Source organism: Streptomyces sp. SID8352, assembly GCF_009862265.1.
GTDB lineage: Bacteria > Actinomycetota > Actinomycetes > Streptomycetales > Streptomycetaceae > Streptomyces.
This window is the reverse complement of record NZ_WWGX01000021.1, coordinates 1-23737: the sequence shown is the minus strand read 5'-3', so window position 1 is coordinate 23737 and position 23737 is coordinate 1. Positions and strand designations below refer to the sequence as shown.

23 protein-coding genes and 3 pseudogenes are annotated in these 23737 nt (G+C 70.6%); 7 read left to right on the top strand and 19 right to left on the bottom strand.

The features are described from left to right. Nucleotides 1-138: 138 nt before the first annotated feature. The 4 genes and pseudogenes from GTY84_RS05350 to GTY84_RS33495 all read right to left on the bottom strand — a co-directional run bounded on the left by GTY84_RS05350 (nt 139) and on the right by GTY84_RS33495 (nt 4276). Nucleotides 139-1596: a PD40 domain-containing protein gene (locus tag GTY84_RS05350; protein WP_161224934.1), complete on the bottom strand. Its 1458-nt coding sequence runs from the start codon at nt 1594-1596 to the stop codon at nt 139-141. Nucleotides 1597-2196: 600 nt separating this feature from the next. Further along, the gene (locus tag GTY84_RS05345) at nt 2197-2742 is read right to left on the bottom strand and encodes a hypothetical protein (protein WP_237532078.1); all 546 of its coding nucleotides are present in this window, start codon (nt 2740-2742) and stop codon (nt 2197-2199) included. Between the two features lie 194 nt (nt 2743-2936). Beyond that, nucleotides 2937-3458 carry a sigma-70 family RNA polymerase sigma factor gene (locus GTY84_RS05340; RefSeq protein ID WP_161224932.1) on the bottom strand — a complete coding sequence of 174 codons (522 nt, stop codon included), beginning with the start codon at nt 3456-3458 and terminating at the stop codon, nt 2937-2939. 514 nt (nt 3459-3972) lie between these two features. Then, nucleotides 3973-4276 (bottom strand): annotated as a pseudogene (locus GTY84_RS33495) (hypothetical protein). 134 nt (nt 4277-4410) lie between these two features. Here GTY84_RS33495 and GTY84_RS05330 point away from each other — a divergent pair. Next, nucleotides 4411-4524: pseudogene (locus GTY84_RS05330) on the top strand (ATP-binding protein); the annotation flags it as partial. A 98-nt stretch (nt 4525-4622) separates the two neighbouring features. Next, complete coding sequence (locus GTY84_RS05325; RefSeq protein ID WP_161224931.1) at nt 4623-5264, top strand: histidine phosphatase family protein; 642 nt, start codon at nt 4623-4625, stop codon at nt 5262-5264. Between the two features lie 213 nt (nt 5265-5477). On the opposite strand, the gene GTY84_RS05320 is transcribed toward GTY84_RS05325, so the two are convergent. Further along, nucleotides 5478-5933 (bottom strand): hypothetical protein, encoded by a 456-nt coding sequence (locus tag GTY84_RS05320; RefSeq protein WP_161224930.1) that lies wholly within the window; start codon nt 5931-5933, stop codon nt 5478-5480. A gap of 470 nt (nt 5934-6403) precedes the next feature. Between GTY84_RS05320 and GTY84_RS05315 the strand changes: the two genes are divergently transcribed. The 3 genes from GTY84_RS05315 (at nt 6404) to GTY84_RS34860 (ending at nt 8400) form a co-directional block, all read left to right on the top strand. Then, nucleotides 6404-6748: a hypothetical protein gene (locus tag GTY84_RS05315; protein ID WP_161224929.1), complete on the top strand. Its 345-nt coding sequence runs from the start codon at nt 6404-6406 to the stop codon at nt 6746-6748. A 770-nt stretch (nt 6749-7518) separates the two neighbouring features. Further along, a complete protein-coding gene (locus tag GTY84_RS05310; RefSeq protein WP_161224928.1) occupies nt 7519-7866 on the top strand; it encodes a hypothetical protein in 348 nt (115 codons plus the stop codon). A gap of 90 nt (nt 7867-7956) precedes the next feature. Continuing rightward, nucleotides 7957-8400: a helix-turn-helix domain-containing protein gene (locus GTY84_RS34860; protein WP_345943349.1), complete on the top strand. Its 444-nt coding sequence runs from the start codon at nt 7957-7959 to the stop codon at nt 8398-8400. 144 nt (nt 8401-8544) lie between these two features. Here the strand turns inward: GTY84_RS34860 and GTY84_RS05300 are convergent, their stop codons facing one another. Further along, on the bottom strand, nt 8545-9054 hold the full coding sequence (locus GTY84_RS05300) for a hypothetical protein (protein ID WP_129311575.1): 510 nt from the start codon (nt 9052-9054) through the stop codon (nt 8545-8547). 308 nt (nt 9055-9362) lie between these two features. Here GTY84_RS05300 and GTY84_RS05295 point away from each other — a divergent pair, with 308 nt between their 5' ends. Beyond that, nucleotides 9363-10073: an IS5 family transposase gene (locus tag GTY84_RS05295; RefSeq protein ID WP_161224927.1), complete on the top strand. Its 711-nt coding sequence runs from the start codon at nt 9363-9365 to the stop codon at nt 10071-10073. Here GTY84_RS05295 and GTY84_RS33485 read toward each other — a convergent pair. The 6 genes and pseudogenes from GTY84_RS33485 to glpD all read right to left on the bottom strand — a co-directional run. After that, a pseudogene (locus GTY84_RS33485) lies at nt 10036-10581 on the bottom strand (hypothetical protein); the annotation flags it as partial. The gene GTY84_RS05295 and the pseudogene GTY84_RS33485 sit on opposite strands and share 38 nt — an antisense overlap. Before the next feature lie 59 nt (nt 10582-10640). Then, nucleotides 10641-10910: a hypothetical protein gene (locus tag GTY84_RS05285; protein ID WP_161224926.1), complete on the bottom strand. Its 270-nt coding sequence runs from the start codon at nt 10908-10910 to the stop codon at nt 10641-10643. Between the two features lie 11 nt (nt 10911-10921). Continuing rightward, entirely contained in the window at nt 10922-11689 is a 768-nt protein-coding gene (locus GTY84_RS05280) for a lipoate--protein ligase family protein (RefSeq protein ID WP_161224925.1), read from the bottom strand. Next, a complete protein-coding gene (lipA, locus tag GTY84_RS05275) occupies nt 11686-12624 on the bottom strand; it encodes a lipoyl synthase (RefSeq protein ID WP_161224924.1) in 939 nt (312 codons plus the stop codon). Before lipA ends, GTY84_RS05280 begins: the two co-directional genes overlap by 4 nt. Beyond that, nucleotides 12621-14108 carry a glycerol kinase GlpK gene (gene glpK, locus GTY84_RS05270; protein WP_161224923.1) on the bottom strand — a complete coding sequence of 496 codons (1488 nt, stop codon included), beginning with the start codon at nt 14106-14108 and terminating at the stop codon, nt 12621-12623. Before glpK ends, lipA begins: the two co-directional genes overlap by 4 nt. Further along, the gene (gene glpD, locus GTY84_RS05265; RefSeq protein ID WP_161224922.1) at nt 14105-15760 is read right to left on the bottom strand and encodes a glycerol-3-phosphate dehydrogenase; all 1656 of its coding nucleotides are present in this window, start codon (nt 15758-15760) and stop codon (nt 14105-14107) included. The genes glpK and glpD overlap by 4 nt, the downstream gene beginning before the upstream one ends. A 201-nt stretch (nt 15761-15961) precedes the next feature. Between glpD and GTY84_RS05260 the strand changes: the two genes are divergently transcribed. Further along, the gene (locus tag GTY84_RS05260; protein ID WP_161224921.1) at nt 15962-16915 is read left to right on the top strand and encodes a sugar-binding domain-containing protein; all 954 of its coding nucleotides are present in this window, start codon (nt 15962-15964) and stop codon (nt 16913-16915) included. A 158-nt stretch (nt 16916-17073) separates the two neighbouring features. On the opposite strand, the gene GTY84_RS05255 is transcribed toward GTY84_RS05260, so the two are convergent. The 7 genes from GTY84_RS05255 to GTY84_RS05225 form a co-directional block, all read right to left on the bottom strand. After that, nucleotides 17074-18831, bottom strand: a complete 1758-nt coding sequence (locus GTY84_RS05255; RefSeq protein WP_161224920.1) for a glycerol-3-phosphate dehydrogenase/oxidase — start codon at nt 18829-18831, stop codon at nt 17074-17076. A 64-nt stretch (nt 18832-18895) separates the two neighbouring features. Beyond that, a complete protein-coding gene (locus tag GTY84_RS05250; protein WP_345943348.1) occupies nt 18896-19747 on the bottom strand; it encodes a serine hydrolase domain-containing protein in 852 nt (283 codons plus the stop codon). Beyond that, complete coding sequence (locus tag GTY84_RS05245) at nt 19734-20399, bottom strand: 2-oxo acid dehydrogenase subunit E2 (RefSeq protein WP_161224919.1); 666 nt, start codon at nt 20397-20399, stop codon at nt 19734-19736. Before GTY84_RS05245 ends, GTY84_RS05250 begins: the two co-directional genes overlap by 14 nt. Continuing rightward, nucleotides 20396-21256 (bottom strand): class II fructose-bisphosphate aldolase, encoded by an 861-nt coding sequence (locus GTY84_RS05240; RefSeq protein ID WP_161224918.1) that lies wholly within the window; start codon nt 21254-21256, stop codon nt 20396-20398. Before GTY84_RS05240 ends, GTY84_RS05245 begins: the two co-directional genes overlap by 4 nt. A gap of 32 nt (nt 21257-21288) precedes the next feature. Next, nucleotides 21289-21531 carry a biotin/lipoyl-containing protein gene (locus GTY84_RS05235; RefSeq protein WP_161224917.1) on the bottom strand — a complete coding sequence of 81 codons (243 nt, stop codon included), beginning with the start codon at nt 21529-21531 and terminating at the stop codon, nt 21289-21291. Nucleotides 21532-21636: 105 nt separating this feature from the next. Further along, nucleotides 21637-22695, bottom strand: coding sequence for a transketolase C-terminal domain-containing protein (locus GTY84_RS05230; RefSeq protein WP_161224916.1), 1059 nt, complete (start codon nt 22693-22695; stop codon nt 21637-21639). Beyond that, the gene (locus GTY84_RS05225; RefSeq protein ID WP_202549966.1) at nt 22692-23720 is read right to left on the bottom strand and encodes a thiamine pyrophosphate-dependent dehydrogenase E1 component subunit alpha; all 1029 of its coding nucleotides are present in this window, start codon (nt 23718-23720) and stop codon (nt 22692-22694) included. The genes GTY84_RS05230 and GTY84_RS05225 overlap by 4 nt, the downstream gene beginning before the upstream one ends. Nucleotides 23721-23737 lie beyond the last annotated feature (17 nt).

The following is a 23737-nucleotide window of genomic DNA, read 5'->3' as shown; positions in this document are numbered from 1 at the left end:
TGCACGCACACGTCCTGGACCTGGTGCGCCAGGGCGGCGGGGCGGAAGCCCCCCGCTGATTCACAAGCTCACAAGGGCCTCTCCGTCCCCGCCCGAGGCAGGGAGTCCCCGGGCGTGCGGCACCGCGTGGCAGGCCCTCTAATGCCGGACGTTGCGGGCGAAGACGTGGTAGCGATCGCTCTCCGGGTCGTCGCTGCCGGGCAGCAGGTTGCCGCTGGAGGACTGGAAGACCACGGTGGTGCCGCGGGCGTCGACGAACGGCGTGCTTGATGCACCGTTGCTGATCGAGCCGTCCGGGGTGGTGGCCATCCGTTCGGTGCGCCCGGTGCGCAGGTCGTGGCGGTAGATGTCCGGGCTCAGCCACGGGTAGTGCGGGCCGGGCACCAGATTGTCGGCGTGGGAGGTGAAGTAGACCCAGCGGTTGTCCGCGGTGATGGCGCCCGCGTGGGAGTCGCCGGTCGTTCCGGTGCCGGGGAGCGGGGTGCTGACCAGCTTCACGGTGCCGGTGCGCAGGTTGCGGGCGTAGAGCTCCAGATGGTTGGTCTTGCGGGGTGGCGCGCTGGGCGTGGACAGCGAGTAGAGGGCGGTCCGCCCGTCCGGGCTGATGACGGCGTCGAGGGCGGCCCGGGCGGGTACGCCGGCCGGGTCGGTGGCGGCGACGCGGGTGGTGCCGGTTGTCAGGTCGCGGACGTAGTACCCGGCGAGACGCGCCACCGTGAGGGCCTGCCCGTCCTCCGGGCCGGTCGGGTCGGTCGGGTCCTCCGGGTCGGTCGGGCCCTCGGGTACCGGGAGCAGTTCGGTGGCGGTGGAGCTGAAGCCGATCGTGCGGCCGTCGGCGCTGATGGTCGGGTTGGTGGACCTGCCGTTGTAGGGCGAGCCGTCCGCGGCGGTGCTGACCATCCGGGTGGTGTGGGTCCAGCGGTCGGTCACGAAGATGTCGTAGGGCTGGGGGTGCGGTTTCAGTGAGGGGGTCTTGTTGACGGGCAACAGATCGGTGCGGGTGGAGGCGAAGGCCACGTAGCGGCCGTTCGCGCTGATGGACGGGCTGTCGGCCGTGTACTTGGAACGGTCGACCGTGCCGTTGCCGGCGCTGATCAGCTCGGTGCGGCCGGTCCGGCGATCACGGACGTAGATGTTGTTGTCCCCGATGGGCTTGTGTCCGTCCACCGGGGTGCGGTCGAGGCTGGTGAAGGCGACGTAGCGGCCGTTCGCGCTGATCACTCCGTCGTTGCTCCTCATCGGGGTGCCGTCGGTGAGCGCGCTGATCCGCTCGGTCCGGCCGTGGCGCAGGTCCCGGACGTACACTTGTTCGTCCGCGGAGGGCTGGGCCACCAGATTGTCGGCGTCCGAGGTGAACAGCGCGTAGTGGCCGTCTGCACTGACGTCGAGACTCGTGCTCCCGCCGTTCGGCTTGGCGCCGCCGAGGCCGGCGTCGACCTGGCTGGTGGTGCCGCGCGGCGCCGGGGCGGCCTGGGCCGGAGCGGCGGCCAGGGCGAGCACGGCGGCGGTCGCCAGGACGGCTGCGGCTCCGGCGGCGGTCAGCCGGCGGCTGCCGCTGGCCCTGCCGGCTCGGGTGATCGGTTGCATGACAGTCATTCCCCCCTCGTGAAGGGCCCGCCGCTTCCTCTCCCCGGCGGCGGGCACGGGGGACAGCCAAGCCGCGGGCGACGGGAGCGGTCAACGGAGACGACGAAAGTGGCCAGAAAGGACATCAACGACCGTAAGGAATTCTCCACTTGGCGAGGCGCCGGTAGGTGGTGGGCCGGTCACGATGGCGTTGAGGGGGAAAGCGCCCAGGCTTGACGTGACCGGCTCCGCGTCCGGCCTGGCTCGCCCGGGGCATCTGGCGCGGGGGATGCCGGCCGTCCCGGCCTCCGCACGGGAGGGCCGGCCGGTGTCGCCGACGGCCGAGGGCGTAGCGCTGCTCCGCGTTGGTTCCGGTGGCGAGGGCTGGGCCTCACAGCAGGTGCTGCAGCCAGGTGCTGCAGCCAGGTGTTGAGCAGGGTGGCGGTGACGAGGCTGGTGCCGTAGGCGAGGCCTCGGAGGAAGTGTCCGGCAGCGGCTCGGCGGCGCTGCCGGACCCGTCGGCCAGTCATCCGGCGGGTGGTGGCCGTGAGCATGTCTCCTCCTCGGAGAATGACGAAGGGAGCCTTCCCAGCGGGCGGTGCTCTGGGACGGCTCCCTGTCGGCAGTGGGTCAGTGGCTGGCGAGTTCGCGGAGGCGGTCGGCAAGACGGGGGCCGGGCCGGAAGGGCTGTCCGTCGTCGGTCAGCCCGGCGAGACGGTCGACCTCCTCCAGGAGGCTGACGGGGAAATCCGGGTGCGCGCGAGCAGAGAGGCTGAGGCCGGCGAAGTGCTCCAGGGCCCAGAGCAGCACTCCCAGTTCCCTCTCGTCGAGGCCGCCGTCCGACTCGGCCAGGGCGTTCCCGAGCTGTTCCCAGTAGTGGTTGGCTTCCTTGAGTTCCCCGGTGAGGGTGTGCTGCAGATGCAGGCAGTAGGCGGCCGCGCCGTGTCCGGCGCCGGCGGCCAGTCTCCACCAGAACCGTGCCCGTTCGGGGTGGTCGGCGAGGTAGAGGGAGCATGCGAAGACGTGGACTCCGTCGATGTCGAGGTCGTGTGTCCACCCTTCGAAGGCGGTGCTCGTGGAGCCGATGATGTCGGTGAGGCGTTTCATGTGGGAGGCCGCGCCGCTCTGGGTGACGCCCCATGTGGTGACGGCTTCCAGATGGGCACGGGTCGTCATGCCGGGGCGCTGGGCGGCCGGCGGGGGCTCCTGGCGCGGCATTGGCGGCCGCGGGGCTGCCGGTGCGGGTTGTTCGGCGGCGGGCGGAGGCAGGTATCCGGCGTCCTGGGCAAGCCGGCGCAGTCCGGCCGGCACGTCGAAGCGTCGGCGCGGCTCGCACCTGGACGCTGCGGCAAGGCGTTCTTCCCACGTGCTCATGCGGTCTCTTCCCCCTGGGACCTGAGATTCTTCTGGTGGACCGGGGAGAGCTTCTCCCGGGCCTTGCGGCAGTGGTAGTCCACGGTGCTGGGTGTCACTCCCATGTACCAGCTGATGTGCTTGGTGTCGTGCCCGCCGATGTAGCGCAGGACCATGACGTCGAACTGGCGCGGCGGCAGCGCGCCCAGCGCCGCGTACAGCCCGCTGCCGCTGTCCAGAGCCGCCAGCTGGGCGCGCAGGGACAGCAGTTCCTCGGACACGACGGTACGCCGCACGATCGCCCAGACATCCTGCTGGAGGTTGGTGCTCTCCAGCTTCAGCCTGTCCCAGTGCCGAAGAATCTCCAGAAAGGCCCGGTGGACAGCTCGTTCGGCCGCATCGTTCGTTCCCAGCACGGCCAGGGCCAGATCGTGGAAGGCCTCCTGGTGCAGGATGTAGTGCGCCTCGAACTCCACGGGGAGCGGGAGAGGAGCTTCGGCCACGGGCACGCGGCCTTCCTCGCCGACTTCTTCGGTCATCGGTCCTCTTCGTTGCGGACGGTGATCGGCGCGGTGGTGCGCCGGGATGTGGCCTACTCAAGCGGGCGTACGCTCCGAACACGCATCCACCGCCCTCCGGATTTCACCTTGAGAGATCAACTAGTAGCGTTGAGTCATTCCAGTCGTCTCGAAGGTGCGGCCTGACCAGGCACTTCGAGCACGGGGGGTGATGCGGCGACAGCAGAGGGTCCCGCTCGGGTGACGAATGCCACACCTGCCCCTGAACAGGCCGCGCACAAGATCACCTCACGAACGGGTGAATATCCTCAACACCCCAGCGCAGCAAGTGATGTTGCCGTATGCACCTCCGGCCGGGAAGGCTCCTGCGGCCAGGGCCACACAACGGTCCGCAGCCCCCGACGGCCGCTCCCGGGGCAGCCGACCGCGACGCAGCGCACGGAGCCGCTCAGAACGCACCGAGATCCTGCGCAAGGCCGAGTGCATCGGCCAGGACGTCGCCACCTCGCCCGGCAGACCTGGGCCGGTGTCGGTGTCACGGGGTCAGGTCGAGGACGCGGACCGGCCCGCCGGTCCACCGGCTTGGGGTGGTGGTGGGCGATGACTGCTCCGCAGGGGCGGTCGGGGGTGGGCTGGGCTGCGTACTGGCAGTGTGCCGCCGCCCAGGTCCCGTGCCGGGCCACGGCCAGGGCGGCCGGGAGGTCCAGGGCGAGAACCGTGATGCCCGGCAGGGCGGCGAGGTGTTCCGCGGTGCCCGGGCGGGCACGGTCGTGGCTCTAGCAATCAAGCCATAGCCATATCGCGCGGGTCTTGCGGCCCCCCGTCCTGGACGCCTCCAGACGGGCACCGCTTTCCGAGCATGCTGTTGTCCCCTCACGCTTTCACACTCAAGTAAGCCCAGCGACCCGAGAACCTCCCTCCAAGTTCATCCCGACTGCGTCGGGGATACAACCAAGCGCCGCATAGCGCGCGCTGGACCAAGACGTTCACGGATCCTCGCCTCTGCGCGGCCATCGTCGACCAGCTGACCTTCAACGGCACGATCATCGAGACCGGCACCGACTCCTACCGCCTCGCGAGCACCTGAGCACGGGCCGAAGAACCCGCTTGATCGTTCTGAACCGTCTCTTCCATAGTTGCGGCCTGCGTTCAGGCAGGACGCTACCTACAGGAAGGCACGCACTGATGCGCACTCTTTACGTCGTCACCCATCCGGAGGCGACGCACCACGTCGAGGGAGTCGTCGGCGGATGGCATGACTCGAAGTTGACGCCCGCTGGCGTCCGTGCGGCTGTCTCCATCGCCCAGGCGTTGCGGGCCCAGGTCCCGAACGGCGCAGAGGTGGAGCTGTTCTCCTCGGATCTGCAGCGCACCCTGCGGACGGCCGAGGAGGTGGCCGAACTGTTCGGCGTGAAGCCGATCCTGGATCGCAGGCTGCGGGAGAAGTCCTACGGTGAGGCGGGGGGAAAGCCGCAGGAGTGGCTGGATCGGCGCTTCGTCCCACCGCCGGCTGTCGGGGAGCGAATGGACCACGACGAGGGCGTGGAGGGTTCCGAGACCAAGGCTGCGTGGGCGCAACGCATCTACGCGGCCATGGACGAGATCCTGCAGAACCCTTGCGAACACCAGATCATCCTGACGCACGGCGGCTCCCTGACGTTCGTCGTGGCGTCCTGGATCAAGATGCCGATCGAGTCGGCCGGCTATGCCAGCTTCCGGGCCCCCTCCGGCAGCATCACCACGCTCCGCGAAGACGACTTCTTCCACAACCGCCAGGTCGTCAGCCTCGGTGACACCCGTCATCTCGACTCCGCAATAGCTGGCTGACCTCAGCCTGGCCCGCTTCGGCGGCCCGCCGGGCGGCGGGCCGCCCCACGCTGACGTCATTCAGTTAAAAGTGAACGAAGCCACGGTCAGCTTCGACGAGGGCGCACGCGGGGGCGTACAGATATCAGCCGGGCTGGGGGTGGGTGCACCGAATTCGGTCACGAGCCTGTTGGATAGCTGAAACCAGTGCAATGCTGACATCGGCGGTGACCCTCAGTACGGGGTCACCGCACCGCTCACCCAGGCTGCCCTGGCGCGGGCCGCGCCGTCGCTCCCGTCCTCCCCCCGGGAGGGCCGACGCCTGCCCGGACACCCCCTGCAGCAAGTTCGGCGACGACAGGAATGCCGACGCGCTGAAGCTGTTCGGGCAACGGCGGGGCGCCACCGCGGCCTGCGCCCGTAGCAAGGGGACGACGCCTGCATGGGACGCGGGTCGTCGCGGTCGAGGCGGAGCGCGATGGCGCGGGCGCCGGCCTTGTGGATCTGGTCCCCTTCGTCGAGGTAGTAGCTCTCGTTGGCCGAGTCCAGGTGCACCTCGGCTGCCCGGATCAGTTCCAGAACGCGGGCGACGTCGTTCTTGGAGCTGGTGTGGCCCGCGCGGGCCCGGGTGAACTCCTCGGCTTCCTTCCGGAGTTCCGCGAGGGTCTCGGGGGTCTTCCGTACGGACACGAAACACTCCAGAAGCAGAGGGAGGACGGGTGCGGCGGAGTGCAGTCCGCAGCAGGGCGGAAGGCTTGGCCTGGGGGGCGTGGTGGTCTGCGGCGGTGCTCTCGCCGTGGCCTGGGCCATCGGCTACCGTGGCCTCTGCGCGACTCCGCAAGGTGCACCTTCGGAGGAGCGGCTCCCATCCCGGGCCGGAATCCCAGGATGAGAGCCACACGGGTGTTTCGGCCTGAGCCTCATACTGCGGGGCTCAGGTCGGCCCTATCGCTTAAGCCACCTGCCCAGCGTCCGTGCTACTCGGACCAGCAGGTTCTCGCAGCACTGCCGGAGTGTTGGCCTCTGCTTCCCGTGGCGCCCCATGGGCGCCTCCTCTCAGACCGGCCGCCGGTGGTTCCCGGCCGGCGGCGTTCCTTAGGATTCGGGCCGGGCCCCGACGGCGGGGGCCCGGACGTGGTCCGGAGAGGAGGCGCACCGCAGTGCGCACCAGCACCTTACCGGCGCCACGCCAGGCCGTTCTGCCGCTCCGTCAGCTCGGCCGGAAGGTGATCACCCGTATGAGGGGTGTGGTGTCAGGCCGCGCCAGCGGTTCGTCGGTGGGAGGCGTCCCGGTGGTCCCGGCACGTTCGGCGCGGGCGCGGCGCAGGGCCGCCGTGTGGGAGGCGTTCGGTCTGGCGGCGGCGTTGGGTGCGGGCCTGTTCGATCGGGGCCGGCTGTTCCGGTTCGGGGAAGGCGCGGCGGGACAGGGCGCGCAGTGCGGCGGTCTGCCGCTGCACCGCTTCCGCGATCGCAGGGTCGGTGCGGCTGGGGGCACGGCGGCCTGATGCGCGGCGAGGCCTGGTGGAAGCCTGCCGATCCCGTCTCGCGGGTCTTGACCGGCGCGGACGGGCGTTCGGCCCGGCGGCCGGGGTCTCGGGTGCGTGCGGGGCGTGGGCGGGGTGCCCGGAGGCAGGACCCGGACGGTGCGCACCGTGTTGGTGCCCGTCGCGCTGTTGGCCGTGGCGATGATCCGCAGGGTGATCAGGCGGAGCTGGGTGGCGTAGACGGGTAAGTCGGCGCGCAGGTCCCAGTTGCCCGGTCTTCGGGTGGAAGGCGACTGCCTGGACGTGCACGGCGAGCCTTGGGGAGAGGGTGCCCGCGATGTCGGGCCAGCGTTCCAGGATGCCGCCGACGGCGGGGAGTTCCCAGGCCCGGTCGGTCATCAGGCCTTGGAGTACGGCGGCAAGCCCGGCCGGTTCCTGGCCGTCGCGCCGCGCTGCTGTCCCGCTGCCTGGGCGAGGAATTCCGCGGCGAGCTGCTGAAGGCGGGCGCCTTCCCAGGTGTGTTTGGTGATGGGCTGTCGATCGCGGTGGCGAGGGTGGCCGGGTCCCAGTCAGGCCTGCGCCGGGACGGGCGGCGGTTGCCTGGCGAGCAGTTGGGGGCGGCTCTTCGCGGCTGCACGTGCGGTCTGCACATGGACGGGTGCTTCGTGAGCTCAGGTTAGGTGACCGAAGTGTGATGGCGTATTCACAGCTTGTAACGAGTATGAAGTTGGGGCGAAGATTTGAGTGCTTCCAGAAGGACCCCCGCATCATCTGAAATGAAGGGAAACTCTGTGATACGCCTTCGCCACGCGGGCATCGCCCTCGCACTGGCTGTCGCACCGCTCACGCTCTCCACGGGCCTCGCCCACGCCGCAACCACACCCCTGGTCGTCACTCAGGGGAGCGACTATGCGGTGTACGACTACGACACCAAGACTCTGAGCGTCTGTGACATGGAGTCCGACGGCCACTGGGTCTACGCCCTGTACGAGAAGACATCGGACAGCAAAGCCCTCAAGTTAGTGGATGACAACGGCTCAGACGCCGGCTGCGCGTCCGTATCCGGGTCGGTCTACCGCTTCCGGGTGTGTGAGGACGACATGTTCGGTGACTCCTGTTCCGAGTGGGCTCGTACCTGATCCGCCCGACAGCGGGGGCCGTCACATCTGAGTGGTGCGTGGCGGCCCCCTGCGGCAGGTGGCACCCTCAAGGGCAGGTGGCACCCTCAAGTGATCAACGCACCACCCTCGGATGATCATGTGATCGTGGAGGCACAGGTGCGTGACTACGGGTTTTCGCCAGCTCAGCAGGACGAGATCTGGAGACGCTGGCGCGAGGGGCATCGGTTCCTGCACAAGAGCGGCGGCGTCCGCCTCACCGCGCAGATGCGGTCAGAGCGGCATCTGAACGGCAGAGAGCGCGAGGAGATATCCCGTGGCCTCGCCGCCGGGGAATCGGCCCGGCAGCTGGCCAAGCGGCTGGGCCGATCTCCTTCGACGCAGAAAATCGCGGGTGGCTCTGTCGATGACGAAGAGCAGCGCTTCTCGGGCGGTTCGGGAGGCGCTGCCACGCGTCGAATATCGATGGCTTCGGATAGCAGCTCGGTGTCGGCTGGCAGGACGTTGTGTGCCGCTCGTCCGGGGCCGGGACAAAAGCGCTGGCTACGGGCGTAGGTCGCGGCCCTCGTCCCGCCATTGCCGAGTACCGGCGGGTGCCTCCCGTTCTCGGGTTCTGGCTCAACTTCTGTGACGCGGCCACGCTGAGTGAGCGGATCAGCTCGCGGGCGACGAATCCCGGTGGCGAGAAGGGACCGCTGGTCAGTCCCGCGCCTCGGCTCCTGCCCCCTTGTTAACGAACTGCTTCGCTGCCTCAACCGCTTCTCCGTTGAGTTCCTCGACGGAGACTCCCCAGCTCTCCTCCCAGCCGTCCAGGTTGTGCGCGCAGGACACCAGTGGTGCCAGCTCTTCGGGGTAGCCGAGGTCATAGGCGATGTCTGCCCAGATGAGGTGAGTGCCGGTGGCGGGATCCAGGGATCCGTCGGCGATCTGACCGGCGATCCAGTAGGCCATCGCCCACTTTGCGGCCCGGGGGTCCGTGGGCGGATGGAAGAGCAGTCCCAGCTCGTCCAGGACTTGGTCGAAGAGCTCTGGCGCTTCGGGTTCTTCGCTTCGGAGGAGTCCCGCCAGCATGGCCAGGGACGGGCTTTCGACCCCAGCTACCAGCGCGTCCAGACCTGCCTGGATGAGCCTGTCCGACCCGACATGCCTGCCAAATGCCCTCTCACGCGCGATGTGTCTGAACTGATCGAGGGCGTCGTCGCTGGTCATCAAGGTCTTCTCCGTCGGCATCTGGAAGGGGAAGGCTTAGAAGCTGTTGTCTTTTCGATCTTGAGCGGTGGCAGTCGAACGCGGGTTCCCGGTCGGGTGATCCTGCCGTGGCGAGGGCATGAGGAAGGGGCCTCCTGAACAGCTCGTGGGTGTCGAATCCATAGAGCAACAGGAGGCCCCTGGTGCCGCAGTCTTCCGTGTCGATGGCCGGGCAGTCCAACTCGGTTGCTCCATCGTGTGATTGCCTCGCGCACGTGTACGGCAACGCGGCTGACCGGGCCGAGCGGCAGCGCCGGTATCCGTCGGACATGACGGATGTGGAGTGGGCTGAGGTCCGGCCGCTGCTGCCGGTGCCGGGCTGGATGCGCGGACGGGGCGGCCGGCCGGAGGGGTACTGCCACCGCGCGGTGCTGGATGCGATCCGCTATCTCGTTGACAACGGCGTCAAGTGGCGGGCGATGCCCGCCGACTTCCCGCCGTGGGACCGGGTATACGCATTCTTCCGCCGCTGGCGCGAGAACGCCCTGGTCAAGGAGTTCCACGACCGGCTGCGCGCCCGGGTCCGCGAGAAGTTGGGGCGGGACGCGGAGCCGACGGCCGGAGTGATCGACTCGCAGTCCGTCAAGGCGGACGCCGTCGTCGGCGCCGACAGCCGTGGCTTTGACGGCGGCAAGCTGATCAACGGCCGCAAGCGGCACGTCGTGGTCGACACCCTCGGCCTGCTGCTGGGCGTCATGGTAACGAGTGCGGATATCGGCGACCGCGCCGTGGCCCAGGTCCTGCTGCAACAAGTCGCCGACGCCCACCACCTGCTGGCCCTCATCTGGGCCGACGGCGGCTACACCGGGAGCCTCGTCGAGTACTGCCTGGCCACGTTCGCCGTGGTCCTGGCGATCGTCAAACGCAGCGATGACATGCGCGGCTTCGTGGTGCTGCCCAAGCGGTGGATCGTCGAACGCCTCTTCGCCCACCTGATGCGCACCCGCCGCCTGGCTCGCTCACGCCACGGGCGAGCGTGAACCGGCCTGGTGCTGGCTCGGCCAGCCAGCCGCGCGCAACCAGGCGTTTCGCCTTCGACCGCAGTGCCTCCACCCGCGCCGGCACCACGTCCATCCCGAACACGGCGGCCATCTCCTGGCAGGTCATCGGCCCCTGCCCGAGCCGGGCCCGGTCCGCGAGCGCCTTGAGGATGCGCTGGTAGTCCACCGACAACGCCGACCACGCAAGCCCTTCACGCCACACCGGCACCTGCGACTTCGCCTTCGACGCTTCCGGCGTTGACGATGCATCCCCGGCCTGTCCGTCGGCGGTCGGTGCTGTCCCGTCGGCCCGGCCGTGGCCATGCTCGGTCTCGTCTGACGGGGCAAGTACCTCACCCACCCGCGAGCGAGCGATGGCCCATTCCTTCCAGTCCCGCTCGGCCACGGCCAGTTCAGCCTGGATGCGGTCGGCCTCCTCCCGCAGTTCGTCCACACGACGGCGAGCAACGAGCTCGCGCTGTTCCAGCAGCCCTACGACCGACGGCATCCATGACCTCCACAGCAGCGGCGACGCAACAGACCACCACTCCCACAGGATCGTCGAGGCTACGCCCGACCAGCGAAAACACTGTCCTCAAGCCCGGAAAGACAACAGCTTCTGAGGGCTTTCAATTCGCTGGTGGGGAGGGCATGCAGCTGCCGGTAGCCGTCCCCGCCGTGGGTGTGCCACACCGTTTCGGAAGCCATCAGGACCGCATGCGCCAGGGAGACGCGAGGACGTGTCGACGTCCACACGAGGATGCCCTGCCCGTCCGGTGCGTCGTAGCTCGTCGACATGTCCGGGAAGCGACGGACGTCGCGTTCGGGAATCCGCACTGACCGCTCCTTCAGACGGCGGCAGGCAGTGATGGTGTCTGTGGGGCGGCGATCGGCAGCGTCCGTGCGAGGGTGGCCACCAGTTCGTTGCGGACCTCCTCCACCGTCACCCCTGGCGTGCTGTCGGCGACGCAGCCGACGGTCTCGGGGCGTAGGTCGAGGCCGAGGTCGGCGTATCCCACCTCTAGCGCGGCGCGTACCCGGCTGGGTTTGAGTACCGAGACGACCGCGCTGAGCAGGTAGCCGGCGCGGGTGATGCGCTGGCCGGTGCCGACGATCTTGGCGCGGCCGGCGTCGTTGACGCTGTAGGCGCCGTCGCAGTACTCCCCCGGCACCGGTCCCACCCGCGCGTCGACCCCGAAGGCGCGCAGCGTGTCGGCGAGGACGGCGCCGAAGATCTCGAACCGTTCGCGGATGTGGTCGCGGGCGACCGGGTGCGGCGCGGCGAGGTGTACGACCAGGGCACCCTGGTCGTACACGGCCAGGTGGCCGCCGACCGGCCGCACCATCGGGGCGAAGCCGTGTGCCTCGAGGTCGGCACGAGCGCGGGCGTAGCCGGGCAGCAGTGCGTCGCGGGAGCTGAAGGCGGCCGTCGGGGGCGGGCACATGAGGTCGAGCTCGGCGACGTCGGCGTCCGCGATGCTGGCCAGCCGTGCCCGCGCGTGGGCGACGTCGGCCGGGCCGGTGCGCGGCGGCGACAGCCGGACTGTCACTGGGGCGGTGCCGAAGGCGCCTGACACGATGCCGCCCAGCGCGGTGGCGGCTGGCGCGGTGGTCATGATGTCGACCGCCGTTCGAGCGCGGTCCGGTAGAGCTGGCCGGCGCGGTAGGACGATCGTACGAGGGGGCCAGACAGGACTCCGGAGAAACCGATCTGGTCGGCTTCCTCCTCCAGTTCGACGAACTCCTCGGGCTTGACCCACCGCTCCACGGGGTGGTGGCGTGCCGAGGGCCGCAGGTATTGGGTGATCGTTACCAGCTCGCAGCCCGCGTCGTGCAGGTCCTGCAGGGCCTGGGACACCTCCTCACGGGTCTCGCCCATGCCCAGGATCAGATTGGACTTGGTCACCAGCCCGAAGTCCCGCGCGGCGGTGATCACCTCCAGGGACCGCTCGTAGCGGAACGCGGGCCGGATCCGCTTGAAGATCCGCGGCACGGTTTCGACGTTGTGGGCCAGCACCTCGGGGCGGGACTCGAACACTTCGGTCAGAAGGTCCGGCTTGCCGTTGAAGTCGGGGATCAGGTTCTCCACCCCGGTGCCAGGGTTGAGCCCGTGGATCGCGCGTACCGTCTCGGCGTACAGCCACACCCCGCCGTCCTCGAGGTCGTCGCGGGCGACGCCGGTGATGGTGGCGTAGCGCAGGCCCATGGTCCACACCGACTCCGCGACCCGGCGCGGTTCGTCGCGGTCCAGCGGCCGGGGCCTGCCGGTGTCGATCTGGCAGAAGTCGCAGCGCCGGGTGCACTGGTCACCGCCGATGAGGAAAGTGGCCTCGCGGTCCTCCCAGCACTCGAAGATGTTGGGGCAGCCGGCTTCCTGGCAGACCGTGTGCAGTCCTTCGGACTTGACCAGGTTCCGCAGGCGCTGGTACTCCGGGCCCGTCCTGACCCGGGTCCTGATCCACTCCGGCTTGCGCTCGATCGGGGTTTTCGCGTTGCGGACCTCGAGCCGGAGCAGTTTGCGGCCCTCCGGCGTCACCGCCGACCCGCTCATGTGCCCACCACCGATCGCACCGCGGCCTGCCAGCCGACGTAGAGCTCCTCACGGCGCTCCTCGGACATCTCCGGCTCGAAGACCCGGTCGACGTGCCACTGCCCGGGGAGGTCCTCGAGCTTCCAGACGCCGGTGGTGACGCCGGCGAGCTGGGCCACGCCGAGCGCGGTGCGCTCCAGCTGCACCGGCCGCACCACCGGGACGCCGAGGATGTCGGCCTGGAACTGGCAGAGCAGGTCGCTGGAGGCGGCGCCGCCGTCGACCTTCAGTTCCGGCACCAGGGTCCCGGAGGCCACGAGAGCGTCGACGTTGTCGCGGTTCTGGTAGGCCATCGCCTCGACCGCGGCGCGTACGACGTGTTCCGCGCCGGTCTCGAGGGTGAGCCCGACCAGCCCGGCGCTGGCGTTGCGCCGCCAGTACGGCGCGCACAACCCGGCGAAGGCTGGCACCAGGTACACCCCGCTGCTGTCGGGCACCCGCCGGGCGACGTCCTCGATCCGCTCGCCAGGCTTCAGTACGCCGAGACGCTCGCGCAGCCACTGCAGCGTCTGGCCCGAGTGGAAGACCACGCCCTCGACCTCGTAGACGGTACGGCCCGCGATGGTCCAGCCGACGCTCGCGGTGAGGCCGGGGACGTCGATCGGCTCGGCGCCGGTGTTGGCGATGAGCACGCCGGCGGTGCCGAAGGTGTTCTTGGTCGAGCCCGCCTCCAGGCAGACCTGGCCGAACATGCCGGCCTGCTGGTCGGCCATCACTGCGGCGACCGGCACGGACGCCGTGCCGGGCAGGCCCACGTCGGCCGGGCGCATCTCGCCGAAGCGGCTGTCCGAGGGCAGCGCTGGCGGCATCAGCTCCAGCGGCACTTCGCAGGCGCGGCACAGCTCCTCGTCCCAAGTGAGCCCCCTGAGGGAGAACAGCGCCGTGCGGGAGGCCTCGCTGTGGTCGGTGACGTGCGAGCGCCCGCCGGTCAGCTTCCAGACCAGCCAGGTGTCGACGGTGCCGGCGGCCAGCTCGCCGCGCTCGGCGCGGGCGCGGACACCGGGGACGTTCTTGAGGATCCAGGTCAGCTTCGCGGCGCTGAAGAAGGAGTCGTTGCGCGCGCCGGTGCGGCGGCGCACCTCGTCGTCGAGGCCGGCGGCGCGCCAGCGCTCGACGATCGGGTCGGTCTGCTTCGACATCCACATGAGCGCGTCGTGGACCGGCTTGCCGGTGCGGCGGTCCCAGATCAGGCAGGTCTCGCGGTGGGTGGTGACGCCGACGGCGACCAGGTCGTCGGTGGTGACGCCGAAGTCGGTAAGGACCTTGGCCATGCTGGCGCGCTGGGCCTCCCACAGCGCCTCGGGGTCGAGCTCGACCCAGCCCGGGCGCGGGTAGTGCGGCACCACCGGGTTGCGCGCCTCGGCGACGATGGTTCCGGTCTCGTCGACGAGGACGGCGCGTGCGGAGGTCGACCCTTCGTCGAGCGCGAGTACGTAACGGCTCATGACGCCGCGCTCCCGGGCCCGGCCGGCGCCGCGGACTCCGGATCGGGCACCGGAGGCCGGCCGGGCACCGCGAGCCGGGTCAGCCAGGTGTCGTACTCGGTGACTTCGGCGACGTGCCGGGCGGCGTCCCAGCCGAGTTCGGCGCCGAGCACCTCGGCCGCGCGGCCAGCCGACTCACGGCCGTGGCCGGGCTCGAAAGCCAGCAGCGTCCGGCGGGCGAGCACGTCGGTGAGCGTGCGCGCGAACTCGTGGCGAACCGCGAAGAGCAGCTCCGCCTCGAGCGCGCCGGTCGGCTCGTGCAGCACCGCGAGGGGACCGTCGTCGCCGGCCCCGGCCACGACGTCGACCGCGCGGCCCCCGTACAGCGCGAGCAGCCGGTCGGTGGTGCGCACCGAGAGGCCGCGCTCGCGCAGGAAGCGCCGAGCGACACCGAGGTCGCCGGTGGCCCCTGGCAGCGGCAGCGAGGCGGTAACACAGCGCGGCGAGACCCGGCTGAGACGCCGGAAGACGTCGTCGACGGCGTCCTGCGCCAGTTGCCGGTAGGTGGTGAGCTTGCCGCCTACCACGGTGATCAGCCCGGGCAGGCCGGGAGCGTGGTCGTGCAGCACGTGGCTGCGCGGCACCTCCCACTCCTCCACGTCGGGGGCGTAGGGCAGCGGTCGCACACCGGAGTAGGTGAACAGCACGTTGTCGGGCGTGAGACCGGCGCCGGGCACCAACTCGTTCACCTCGTCGAGGAGGTAGGTCATCTCGTCCTCGTCGCATCGGGCGGCGTCGGGGTCCTCCTCGAAGCGCCGGTCGGTGGTGCCGATGAGGTAGCGGCCCATCCACGGGATCACCAGCACCAGGCGTCCGTCGGTCTTCGACTCGTAGTAGACGACGTCGTCCGGGGCACCCGGGAACGGGTCGACGACCAGGTGGCTGCCCTTGGTGCCGCCGTTGAGCCGCGGCTGCTCGGGCGCGCCGCGGCGGAAGATGCGGTCGATCCAAGGCCCGGCCACGTTGAGGACGACTGGGGCGCGCACCTCGCGCAGGGTGTCGGTGGTGGTGTCGCGGTAGCGGACGCCGACCACCCGGCCGCCCTCGGTCAGCGGCTCCTCGACGCGGGCCTTGGTACGGATCTCGGCGCCGTCGCCGGCCGCGGCCACGGCGACCTCGACACAGAGCCGCTCGGCGTACTCGACCTGGCCGTCGGTGAAGATGGTGGCACCGGTGAGCCCGTCGGTGGCGATGCCGCCGAAGCGGGTGCGGGTCCGTGCGGCCGAGAGCACCTCGTGCCGGCGGGTGCTCTTGTCGAAGGAGAGCACGTCGTAGGCCACCATGCCGAGGCGGATCATCCACGCCGGGCGCCGGTTGTGCCGGTAGAGCGGCATGATCAGCCGCAACGGCTTGACCAGGTGCGGCGCGAGCCGGAAGAGCCGCTCGCGCTCGCGCAGCGACTCGCGCACGAGCGCGAAGTCGCGGTGCTCTAGGTAGCGCAGCCCACCGTGCACCAGCCGCCCCGACCACGCCGAGACACCACTGCAGAGGTCGTCTTGTTCGAGCACCACTACGCGCAGGCCGCGTGCGGCCGCGTCACGGGCGATGCCCAGTCCGTTAATCCCCGCCCCGACGACCACCACGTCGTACGGCGCCACCGCGTACTCTGCCACTACCGACTCCTCGCCGCTCCCCGAGCCTGCATGTCTATTCAGTGCCTGCAATTTCTTGTAGCGTAATCACCGTCACAGGTCGAGGGCAAGAGTGTGAGTACCACCAGAGGGCTGTGTGGGTGACTTGGCGGCTCTTAAGATGCAGACGCCGCCATCGGGGGCGGCCGGGTGCGCCAAGCACGAGACGAGAGCAAAGGATTGATGGCCGACATCGACAGCCAGCGCCTGATGATCAAGGTCGCGCGGCTCTACCACACCCATGGGATGCGCCAGACCGAGATCGCCGAGCGGCTTCGGATCTCCCAGTCGCGGGTCTCCCGCCTGCTGACGCAGGCCGAAGAGGCCTCGATCGTCCGCACCGTCGTGGCGGTTCCGCAGCACATCCATGCCGAGCTCGAGGAGCGCGTCGAGAAGCGGTTCCCCGTCAGCGAGGTGCACGTCATCGACGCGGTCAGCGACGACGAGGCCGAACTCAACCGCGACCTCGCCCACGCGATGGCCGCGCTGCTCGGCGAACTGGTCCTCGAGACACCGGTCATCGGTTTCACCTCATGGAGCAAGACGCTGCGCATGACCGTCGACGCGCTGCAGCCGCTGCGGACCCGCACCCAGCAGGTCGTGGAGATGCTCGGCGACCTAGGGCCCCCGGACCTGCAGCACGACGCGGCCCGCTCGACCCAGCGGCTGGCCTCGCTGACCGGAGCGCAGCCGGTCTTCCTGCGCACCCCCGGCGTGGTGGCGACCCCTGAGATGAAGGAGCTGCTGCTCAGCCGCGACCTGCACGCACGGCAGGCGCTCGAGGCGCTGAACTCCGTCGACCTCGCCCTGGTCGGCATCGGCTCCTGTTACATCGACCCCGCACTGCGCCCGGGAGACAACTTCTTCACCGAGGAACAGTTCGCCGCGATGCGCGACCGGGGCGCGGTCGGTGAGGTCTGCCTGCAGTTCATCGACCGTAACGGCCGGCCGATTGCCGACGGGTTCGACGATCTGGTCATCGGCGTGACCGCCGACCAGCTGCGCGCCGCCGGCCGGCGCTGGGCGGTCGCCGGCGGCACCCGCAAGCACGAGGCGATCCGGGCCGCGCTCGCCGGCGGGTGGATCGACATGCTCGTCACCGACGCGGTGACCGCAGAGCACCTCGCCAGCGGCTGACCGCGAGTACCTCGCCATCGTCCGGCGCCGGGCGGCGCTGGGCGGTCGCCGGCGGCACCCGCAAGCACGAGGCGATCCAGGCTGCGCCCGTCGGCGGCTGACCGCGAGCACCTCGCCGTCAGTCGGGTGCCCCGCTGGGTGAACGTCCGGGACGGCGGTCAGCCGTGTGCCGGGGCCCAGGTGCGCCGCAGCCCGGGCGCGGCCAGGCGGGCTGCGTTCGCGCCGGCGTCATCGGGCTCCTCCTGCGAGGCGCGCTCGGACTCCACCCGGGCGCGGTAGGCCTCAACCTCGCGGGCCGCCGTGGCGTCGTCCCACCCCAGCACGGGCGCGACCAGGGCCGCAGCGTCCGCCGCCGAGTCGATGCCGCGGTGTGCGGTCTCGACCGAGATGCGGGTGCGGCGGGTGAGCACGTCGTCGAGGTGTAGCGCCGCCTCGTGGGTGGCGGCGTAGCGCACCTCGGCGCGCAGGTAGTCCAGCGCGCCCTCAAGGGGTTCGAGCAGCGTTGGGTCGTCGGCCGCGGGTGCCAGCACCGTGTGCGACATCGTGCCGTAGCGGCGCAGCAGGTGGCTGACCCGGGTCTCGGGGACGCCGAGCTCGGCGGCGAGCTCCGAGGTCCGCCTGGCCATCGCGCGGTAGCCGACGGCACCCAGCAACGGCACCTCGGCGGTGACCGACGGCGCGAGCCGGCCGGCCGCCCCCCGGACGAGGTCGGGGGCGCAGGCGTCGATGGCGTCGCGGGCCATCACCCGGTAGGTCGTGTACTTGCCGCCGGCGACCGAGACCAGGCCCGGCACCGAACGGTGCACGGCGTGCTCGCGGGAGAGCTTCGCGGTGCTGGTCCCCTCCCCGGCCGAGAGCAGCGGCCGCAGGCCGGCGTACACGCCGAGAACGTCGTCCCGTGTCAGTGGCACGGCGAGCACCTTGTTGACCTGCCCAAGCACGTAGTCGATGTCGGCGCTGGTCGCGGCGGGGTGCGCGCGGTCGAGCCGCCAGTCGGTGTCGGTCGTGCCGATCACCCAGCGCCCGCGCCATGGGATCACGAACAGCACCGAATTCTCGGTGCGCAGGATCAGCCCAGTGCCGGAGTCGATGCGGTCCTGCGGCACCACGAGGTGCACGCCCTTCGACGCCCGCACCGAGAACCCGCCGCGCTCGCCGGTCAGCCGCTGCACCTCGTCGTTCCACACGCCGGTGCAGTTGAGCACCACACGGGCGCGCAGTCGGCAGGTGTCGCCGGTGTCGGAGTCACGCAGCACCGCGCCGACGACCCGGTCATCCTCGCGGAGCAGGTCGACAACCTCGGTCGAGCTGCGGACGACGGCGCCGTGGGCGGCCGCGGTGCGGGCCACGGTCATCGTGTGCCGGGCGTCGTCGGTCTGGGCGTCGTGGTAGACCACGCCGCCGACCAGTGCCGAGGGCTTGAGCGAGCGGCAGAGCCGACGGGCGCCGGCGCGGGTGAGGTGGCGGTGGCGCGGCAGCGTGGACCGGCCACCGAGCGTGTCGTAGAGGGCGAGGCCGGCACCGAAGTAGAGCCGCTCCCAGCCGCGGTGCCGGAGCGGATAGAGGAAGGAGACCGGCTCGACCAGGTGCGGGGCGATACGGGTGAGCATCAGCTCACGCTCGCGCAGGGCCTCGCGCACCAGCGGCAGTTCGAGCTGCTCCAGGTAGCGCAGCCCGCCGTGGAAGAGCTTGCTCGATCGCGACGACGTGCCGCTGGCCAGGTCGCGGGCCTCGACCAGCGCGGTCGACAGCCCGCGGGTGGCCGCGTCGAGCGCCGCGCCCGCGCCGGTCACACCGCCCCCGACGATGAGGACGTCGACGTTGCCGCCGGCCAGGCGCTCCCAGGCGGCACGGTGCTCGTCGGGACCGAGGCGGCCGGCGTGCCCGGGCTGGACGGCGGTGGTCGAGGGGTTCATGGCGGAGTCCTATCCGGTCGTCAAGCGATCGTCAGGCAGTCGTCAGGAGGTGGGCGGGCGGTCGTCAGGCAGCGGGCGGTGCGGCGGAGCCGTAGAGGTCGAGCACCCGGGTCGCGAGCACCGGCCAGTGTTCGGCGGCCCAGGGACCGAAGGGGGTGTCGCCGGCGCTCACGCACGCCACACCGGCGTCGGGATCGACCCACAGGAAGGCCCCGGATCGGCCGAAGTGACCGAAGGTCACGGGCGAGCTGGCGGGCGCGGTCCAGTGCGGGCTCTTGCCGCCGCGCAGTTCGAAGCCGAGGCCCCAGCCGTTGGGCACCTGCCGTCCGAAGCCGGGCAGCAGCCCGGCCAGGCCCGGGAACGCCGGGGTGACGGCGTCGGCGACCAGCGCGGGCGAGAGCGCCGCCGGCGCCAGCAGCTCGTGCGCGAGCCGGGCGAGGTCGGTGACCGGTCCGCGCGCGCCGTGCGCCGGTGAGCCGGCCAGCACGGTGCCGGTCAGCCCGAGCGGCCCGATGACACCGTCGTGCAGCAGCGCCTCGAAGGGCCAGCCGGCGCGGGTCTCCAGGTGTGAGGCGACGAGCTCGATGCCGCGGTTGGAGTAGATCCGGCGCTTGCCGGGCCCGGCGACTACGCGGTCCTCGTCGAAGGCCACACCCGAGGCGTGGGCCAGCAGGTGCCGCACGGTCGACCCGGGCGGCCCGGCCGGCTCGTCGAGGTCGACGACGCCGTCCTCGGCCGCGCGCAGCACGGTGAGCGCGGTCAGCAGCTTGGTCACCGATGCCCACGGGTACGCCGTGGTCACCTCGCCTGCGGCGCCGAGCCGGCCCCGCGGGCCGACCACCATCACGCCGGCCGAACCGACCGGCCAGGTGGCCAGCTCGCGGGCGAGCGCGGCGTCGTGGTCAGGCCGACTCAAGGTGCCCACGGAGGTCGGCGAGGAACCGGGCGCCGGTGGCACCGTCGACCGCGCGGTGGTCGCAGGTGAGGGTCAGCTCGGCCACCGGTCGCCACTGCGGGTCGCCGTCGTTCCAGACCTGGCGCCGTGTGGTGGCGCCGACGGCGAGGATTGCCACCTGCGGCACGTTGAGGATGGCGTCGAAGCGGTCGATGCCCATCATGCCGAGGTTGGAGACCGTGAACGTCCCGTCGGTGACATCGGCCATTCGCAGCCTGCCCTCACGGGCCCGCAGGGCGACGTCGCGGCGGGCCCCGGCCATGCCGGCGAGGTCCAGGGCCTCGGCGCCGTGCACGACCGGTACCACCAGGCCCGCGTCGGTCGCCACGGCGATGCCGAGGTTGACCGAGGCGAAGGAGGTGACCGCCTCGTCGCCGTAGTGGGCGTTGATCGCGGGGTGCGCGGCAAGGGCCCGGGCGCAGGCCCCCAGCAGGGCGTCGGTGACGGTGGCGCCCGGCTCCCGCTCCTTCGCCCTGAGCGCCGTCGTCATGTCGACATCGACGCTGAGGTGGAAAGTTGGCGCGGCCCACGCGGTGACCATGCGCCGGGCCGCCGTGCGGCGGATGCCCTTGAGCGGGGTGACGGTGCCGGCCGGCCTATCGGTGACGCTCATGAGCGGATCCGTCCGCTAGGCGCCTGGCCGGCGCAGCCGTAGAGCTTCATCTTCTCGACGGTGGCGGCAAGCATCCGCTCACGGCCCTCGGCCACGGCCTCCTCGAACTGGCGGTCGCCCTGCTGCCAGACCGCCTCGATGCCGGCGCGGAACGCGTGGCGCAGGTCGGTGTCGGCGTTGAACTTGTGGACCCCGGCGGCCATCGCGGCCCGTACCTCGTCCTCGGGTACGCCGGAGGCTCCGTGCAGCACCAACGGGATGCCGGTGACGGCCTTGATCTCCTCGATGCGCTGGATGTCCAGCGGCTGCGGCGACGCCAGCGGGACGCCGTGGACGATGCCGACCGAGATGGCCAGGAAGTCCACACCGGTCTCGGCGACGAAGCGTTCGGCCTCGGCCACGTCGGTGTAGTAGGACGACCAGTCGACCTCCTCGTCGGCGTCCGGGATCTTTCCCAGCTCGGCCTCCACCGGGATGCCGAAGTCATGCGCGACCTCGACTATGCGGCGGGTGGTGCGGATGTTCTCCTCGAACGGCAGGTGCGCGCCGTCGTACATCACCGAGCCGAAGCCCAGCCTGATCGCCTCGAAGACCTCCTCCCACGGACCGTGGTCGAGGTGGATGACGTAGTCGGCGTCGGACTCCTCGGCGACACGGCGGGTCATCTCGTAGGCCTTGCGCAGGCCCACGTGGGGCACGATCGCCCGGCCGACTTGGAGGAAGACCGGGGCCACCGCCTGCCCGGCGGCGCCCACGAGCGCCTCGGTGGTCTCGACGCTGTGCATGTTGAACGCGCCCACGGCGTATCCGCCCTCGACGGCGTCCTGGATCACCCTGCGCGGGTCGATCTGCGTCATGTGCTGCTCCTTCCAGGGGGCACCCGTGGCGCTCAGGCGGTCTCGATGTAGGCGACGACGGTGCGGACCTCGGCCGTCTCGCCCTCGGCGACGACGATCTCGGAGAGCGTCCCGGTGACCGGCGCCTCAATGGTCTCCTCAACCTTCTCCGCTTCGACCTCGGCCAGCGGCTCGTCCTCGTCGACGGTGTCGCCGACGCTCTTGAGCCAGCTGGTGATGGTGCCCTCGTTCATGCCCATCCCCCACTGCGGGAGCAGAACCTCGATCTTGGCCATATCCGGATTTCCCCTGCTCTTCTTTGTGTTGGTCTGTGTGATCTGTGCGGTCGGTGTGACCTGTGACCTGTCCGGTTGTCGTGGTGCGCGGCGCCGACGCGCGGGTCAGCGCTGCGGGTGCGTCGCGAGCCGGTCGAGCCCGGCGGTGTCGGCGGACGCGGCCGGACCGGATCCGGTGACCCGGCGGACGGCGTCGGCGATACCGGCGCGGCTGGGGTAGAGCTGCTTCTCCAGCGCGGGGCTGAATGGGATCTGGATGTCCGGAGTGGTCACCCGCACAATCGGTGCGCGCAGCGAGGAGAAGGCTTCCTCGGCGACGATGGCGGAGATCTCCGCCGCCGCCGAGCACGTGCGGTGCGCGGGGTCGGCGACCACGAGACGACCGGTGCGCTGCACCGAGCGGATGACCGCTTCGGTGTCGAAGGGCACCAGCGTGCGCGGGTCGATGACTTCGACTGAGACGCCCTCCTCGGCCAGTGCCTCTGCGGCCACGACCGCCTCGGGCACCGCGCTGGAGATCGCGACCACGGTGACGTCGTCGCCGGGGCGGACGATGTTGGCCTGGCCGAACGGGATCCGGTACTCCTCCTCGGGCACCTCTCCCTTGCTGCCCCACAGCAGACAGGTCTCGAAGGTCAGCACCGGGTCGTCGGTGTCGACGGCGGTGCGCAGCAGCCCCTTGGCGTCGTATGGCGTCGCCGGCACGACGATCTTCAGACCGGGGACGTTCATGAACATCGGGTAGGGCCGATCGGAGTGGTGGGCGCCGGTGCTGAGCCCGTAGAACATCGCCGAGCGGAAGACCACCGGCAGCGAGGCCTGGCCGCCGAACATGTAGCGGTTCTTGGCTGCCTGGTTCACGAACTGGTCCATCGCCATGTAGAGGAAGCTGGAGTAGGACAGGTCGACGATCGGGCGCAGCCCGGTCATGGCGGCGCCGATTGCGGCCCCGACGATGACCTCCTCCGAGATCGGGGTGTTGCGGATCCGGTTGCTGCCAAACATCTGCAGGAAGTCACCCTTGTCGGAACGTGACTTGCCGCCGCCCGTGGTGCCGTAGACGTTGGCCTCGACGTCCTCGCCGATGATGACGACGCGCTCGTCGCTCTCCATGGCCTCGCGCTGGGCGGCGCCGATGGCGCCGAGGTAGCTCATGACGGTCATGTGCTCACTCCGATCGGGTGGGTGTAGAGGTCCCGGAAGGCCACCTCGGGGTCCGGGTAGGGGCTTTCGTCGGTGAAGCGGACGGCCTCGTCGACCTCGGCGAGGACGTCGGCCTCCAGCTGGTCGAGCTGCTCGTCGGTGGCCACGCCGTCGGCGGCGAGACGCTGGCGGAACAGCACGATGGGGTCGCGCTCGATCCAGGCCGCGCGCTCGGCGGCGTCGCGGTAGTCGGTGCCGAGGCGCAGGCCCTCGGAGTGCTCGTTGAAGCGGTAGGTGACGACCTCGACCAGGCTCGGTCCGTCACCCCGGCGGGCCCGCTCGACCGCGGTGCGCACCGCGTCGTGGACGGCGAGCACGTCCTGGCCGTACTCGACCCGGACGCCCGGCATGTCGAAGCCCGCGGCCCGGTCGGCGATGACGCCCGCAGTCACGGTGTGGGCCGGGGTCGAGAGCGCGTACTGGTTGTTCTCACACAGGAACACCACCGGCAGGCCCCAGACGCCGGCCAGGTTCATGGCCTCGTAGAGGCAGCCCTGGTTGGCCGCGCCGTCGCCGAAGAAGGCCAGCGAGACCCGCTCGATACCGAGCACCTTGCTCGTCAGCGCCGCGCCGGTGGCGATCGGGATCGAGGAGCCGACGATGCCGGACTCGCCCAGGCTGCCGACCGCGAAGTCGGCCAGGTGCAGTGACCCGCCCTTGCCGCCGCACACGCCGGTGGCCTTGCCGACCAACTCGGCCATGAGCGGGCCGAGCGGCGACCCCTTGCCGATGGGGTGGCCGTGGCTGCGGTGGTTGCCGGTCATGTAGTCGTTCTCGCCGAGCGCCATACACGCGCCGACGACCTGCGCCTCCTGACCGATGCTGGTGTGCACCGTGCCGGGGATCTGACCGCGCTTGACCATCTTGGAGGCGCGCTCGTCGAAGCGGCGGATGCGGAGCATTCGCCGCTGCATCTCCAGCAGGGTTCCGGGTGAGAGCGTCATGCTGTCCTCGCTTAGATATTTATGCGCTATACGCATCTTCATTCTAAAGATCGGCGGGG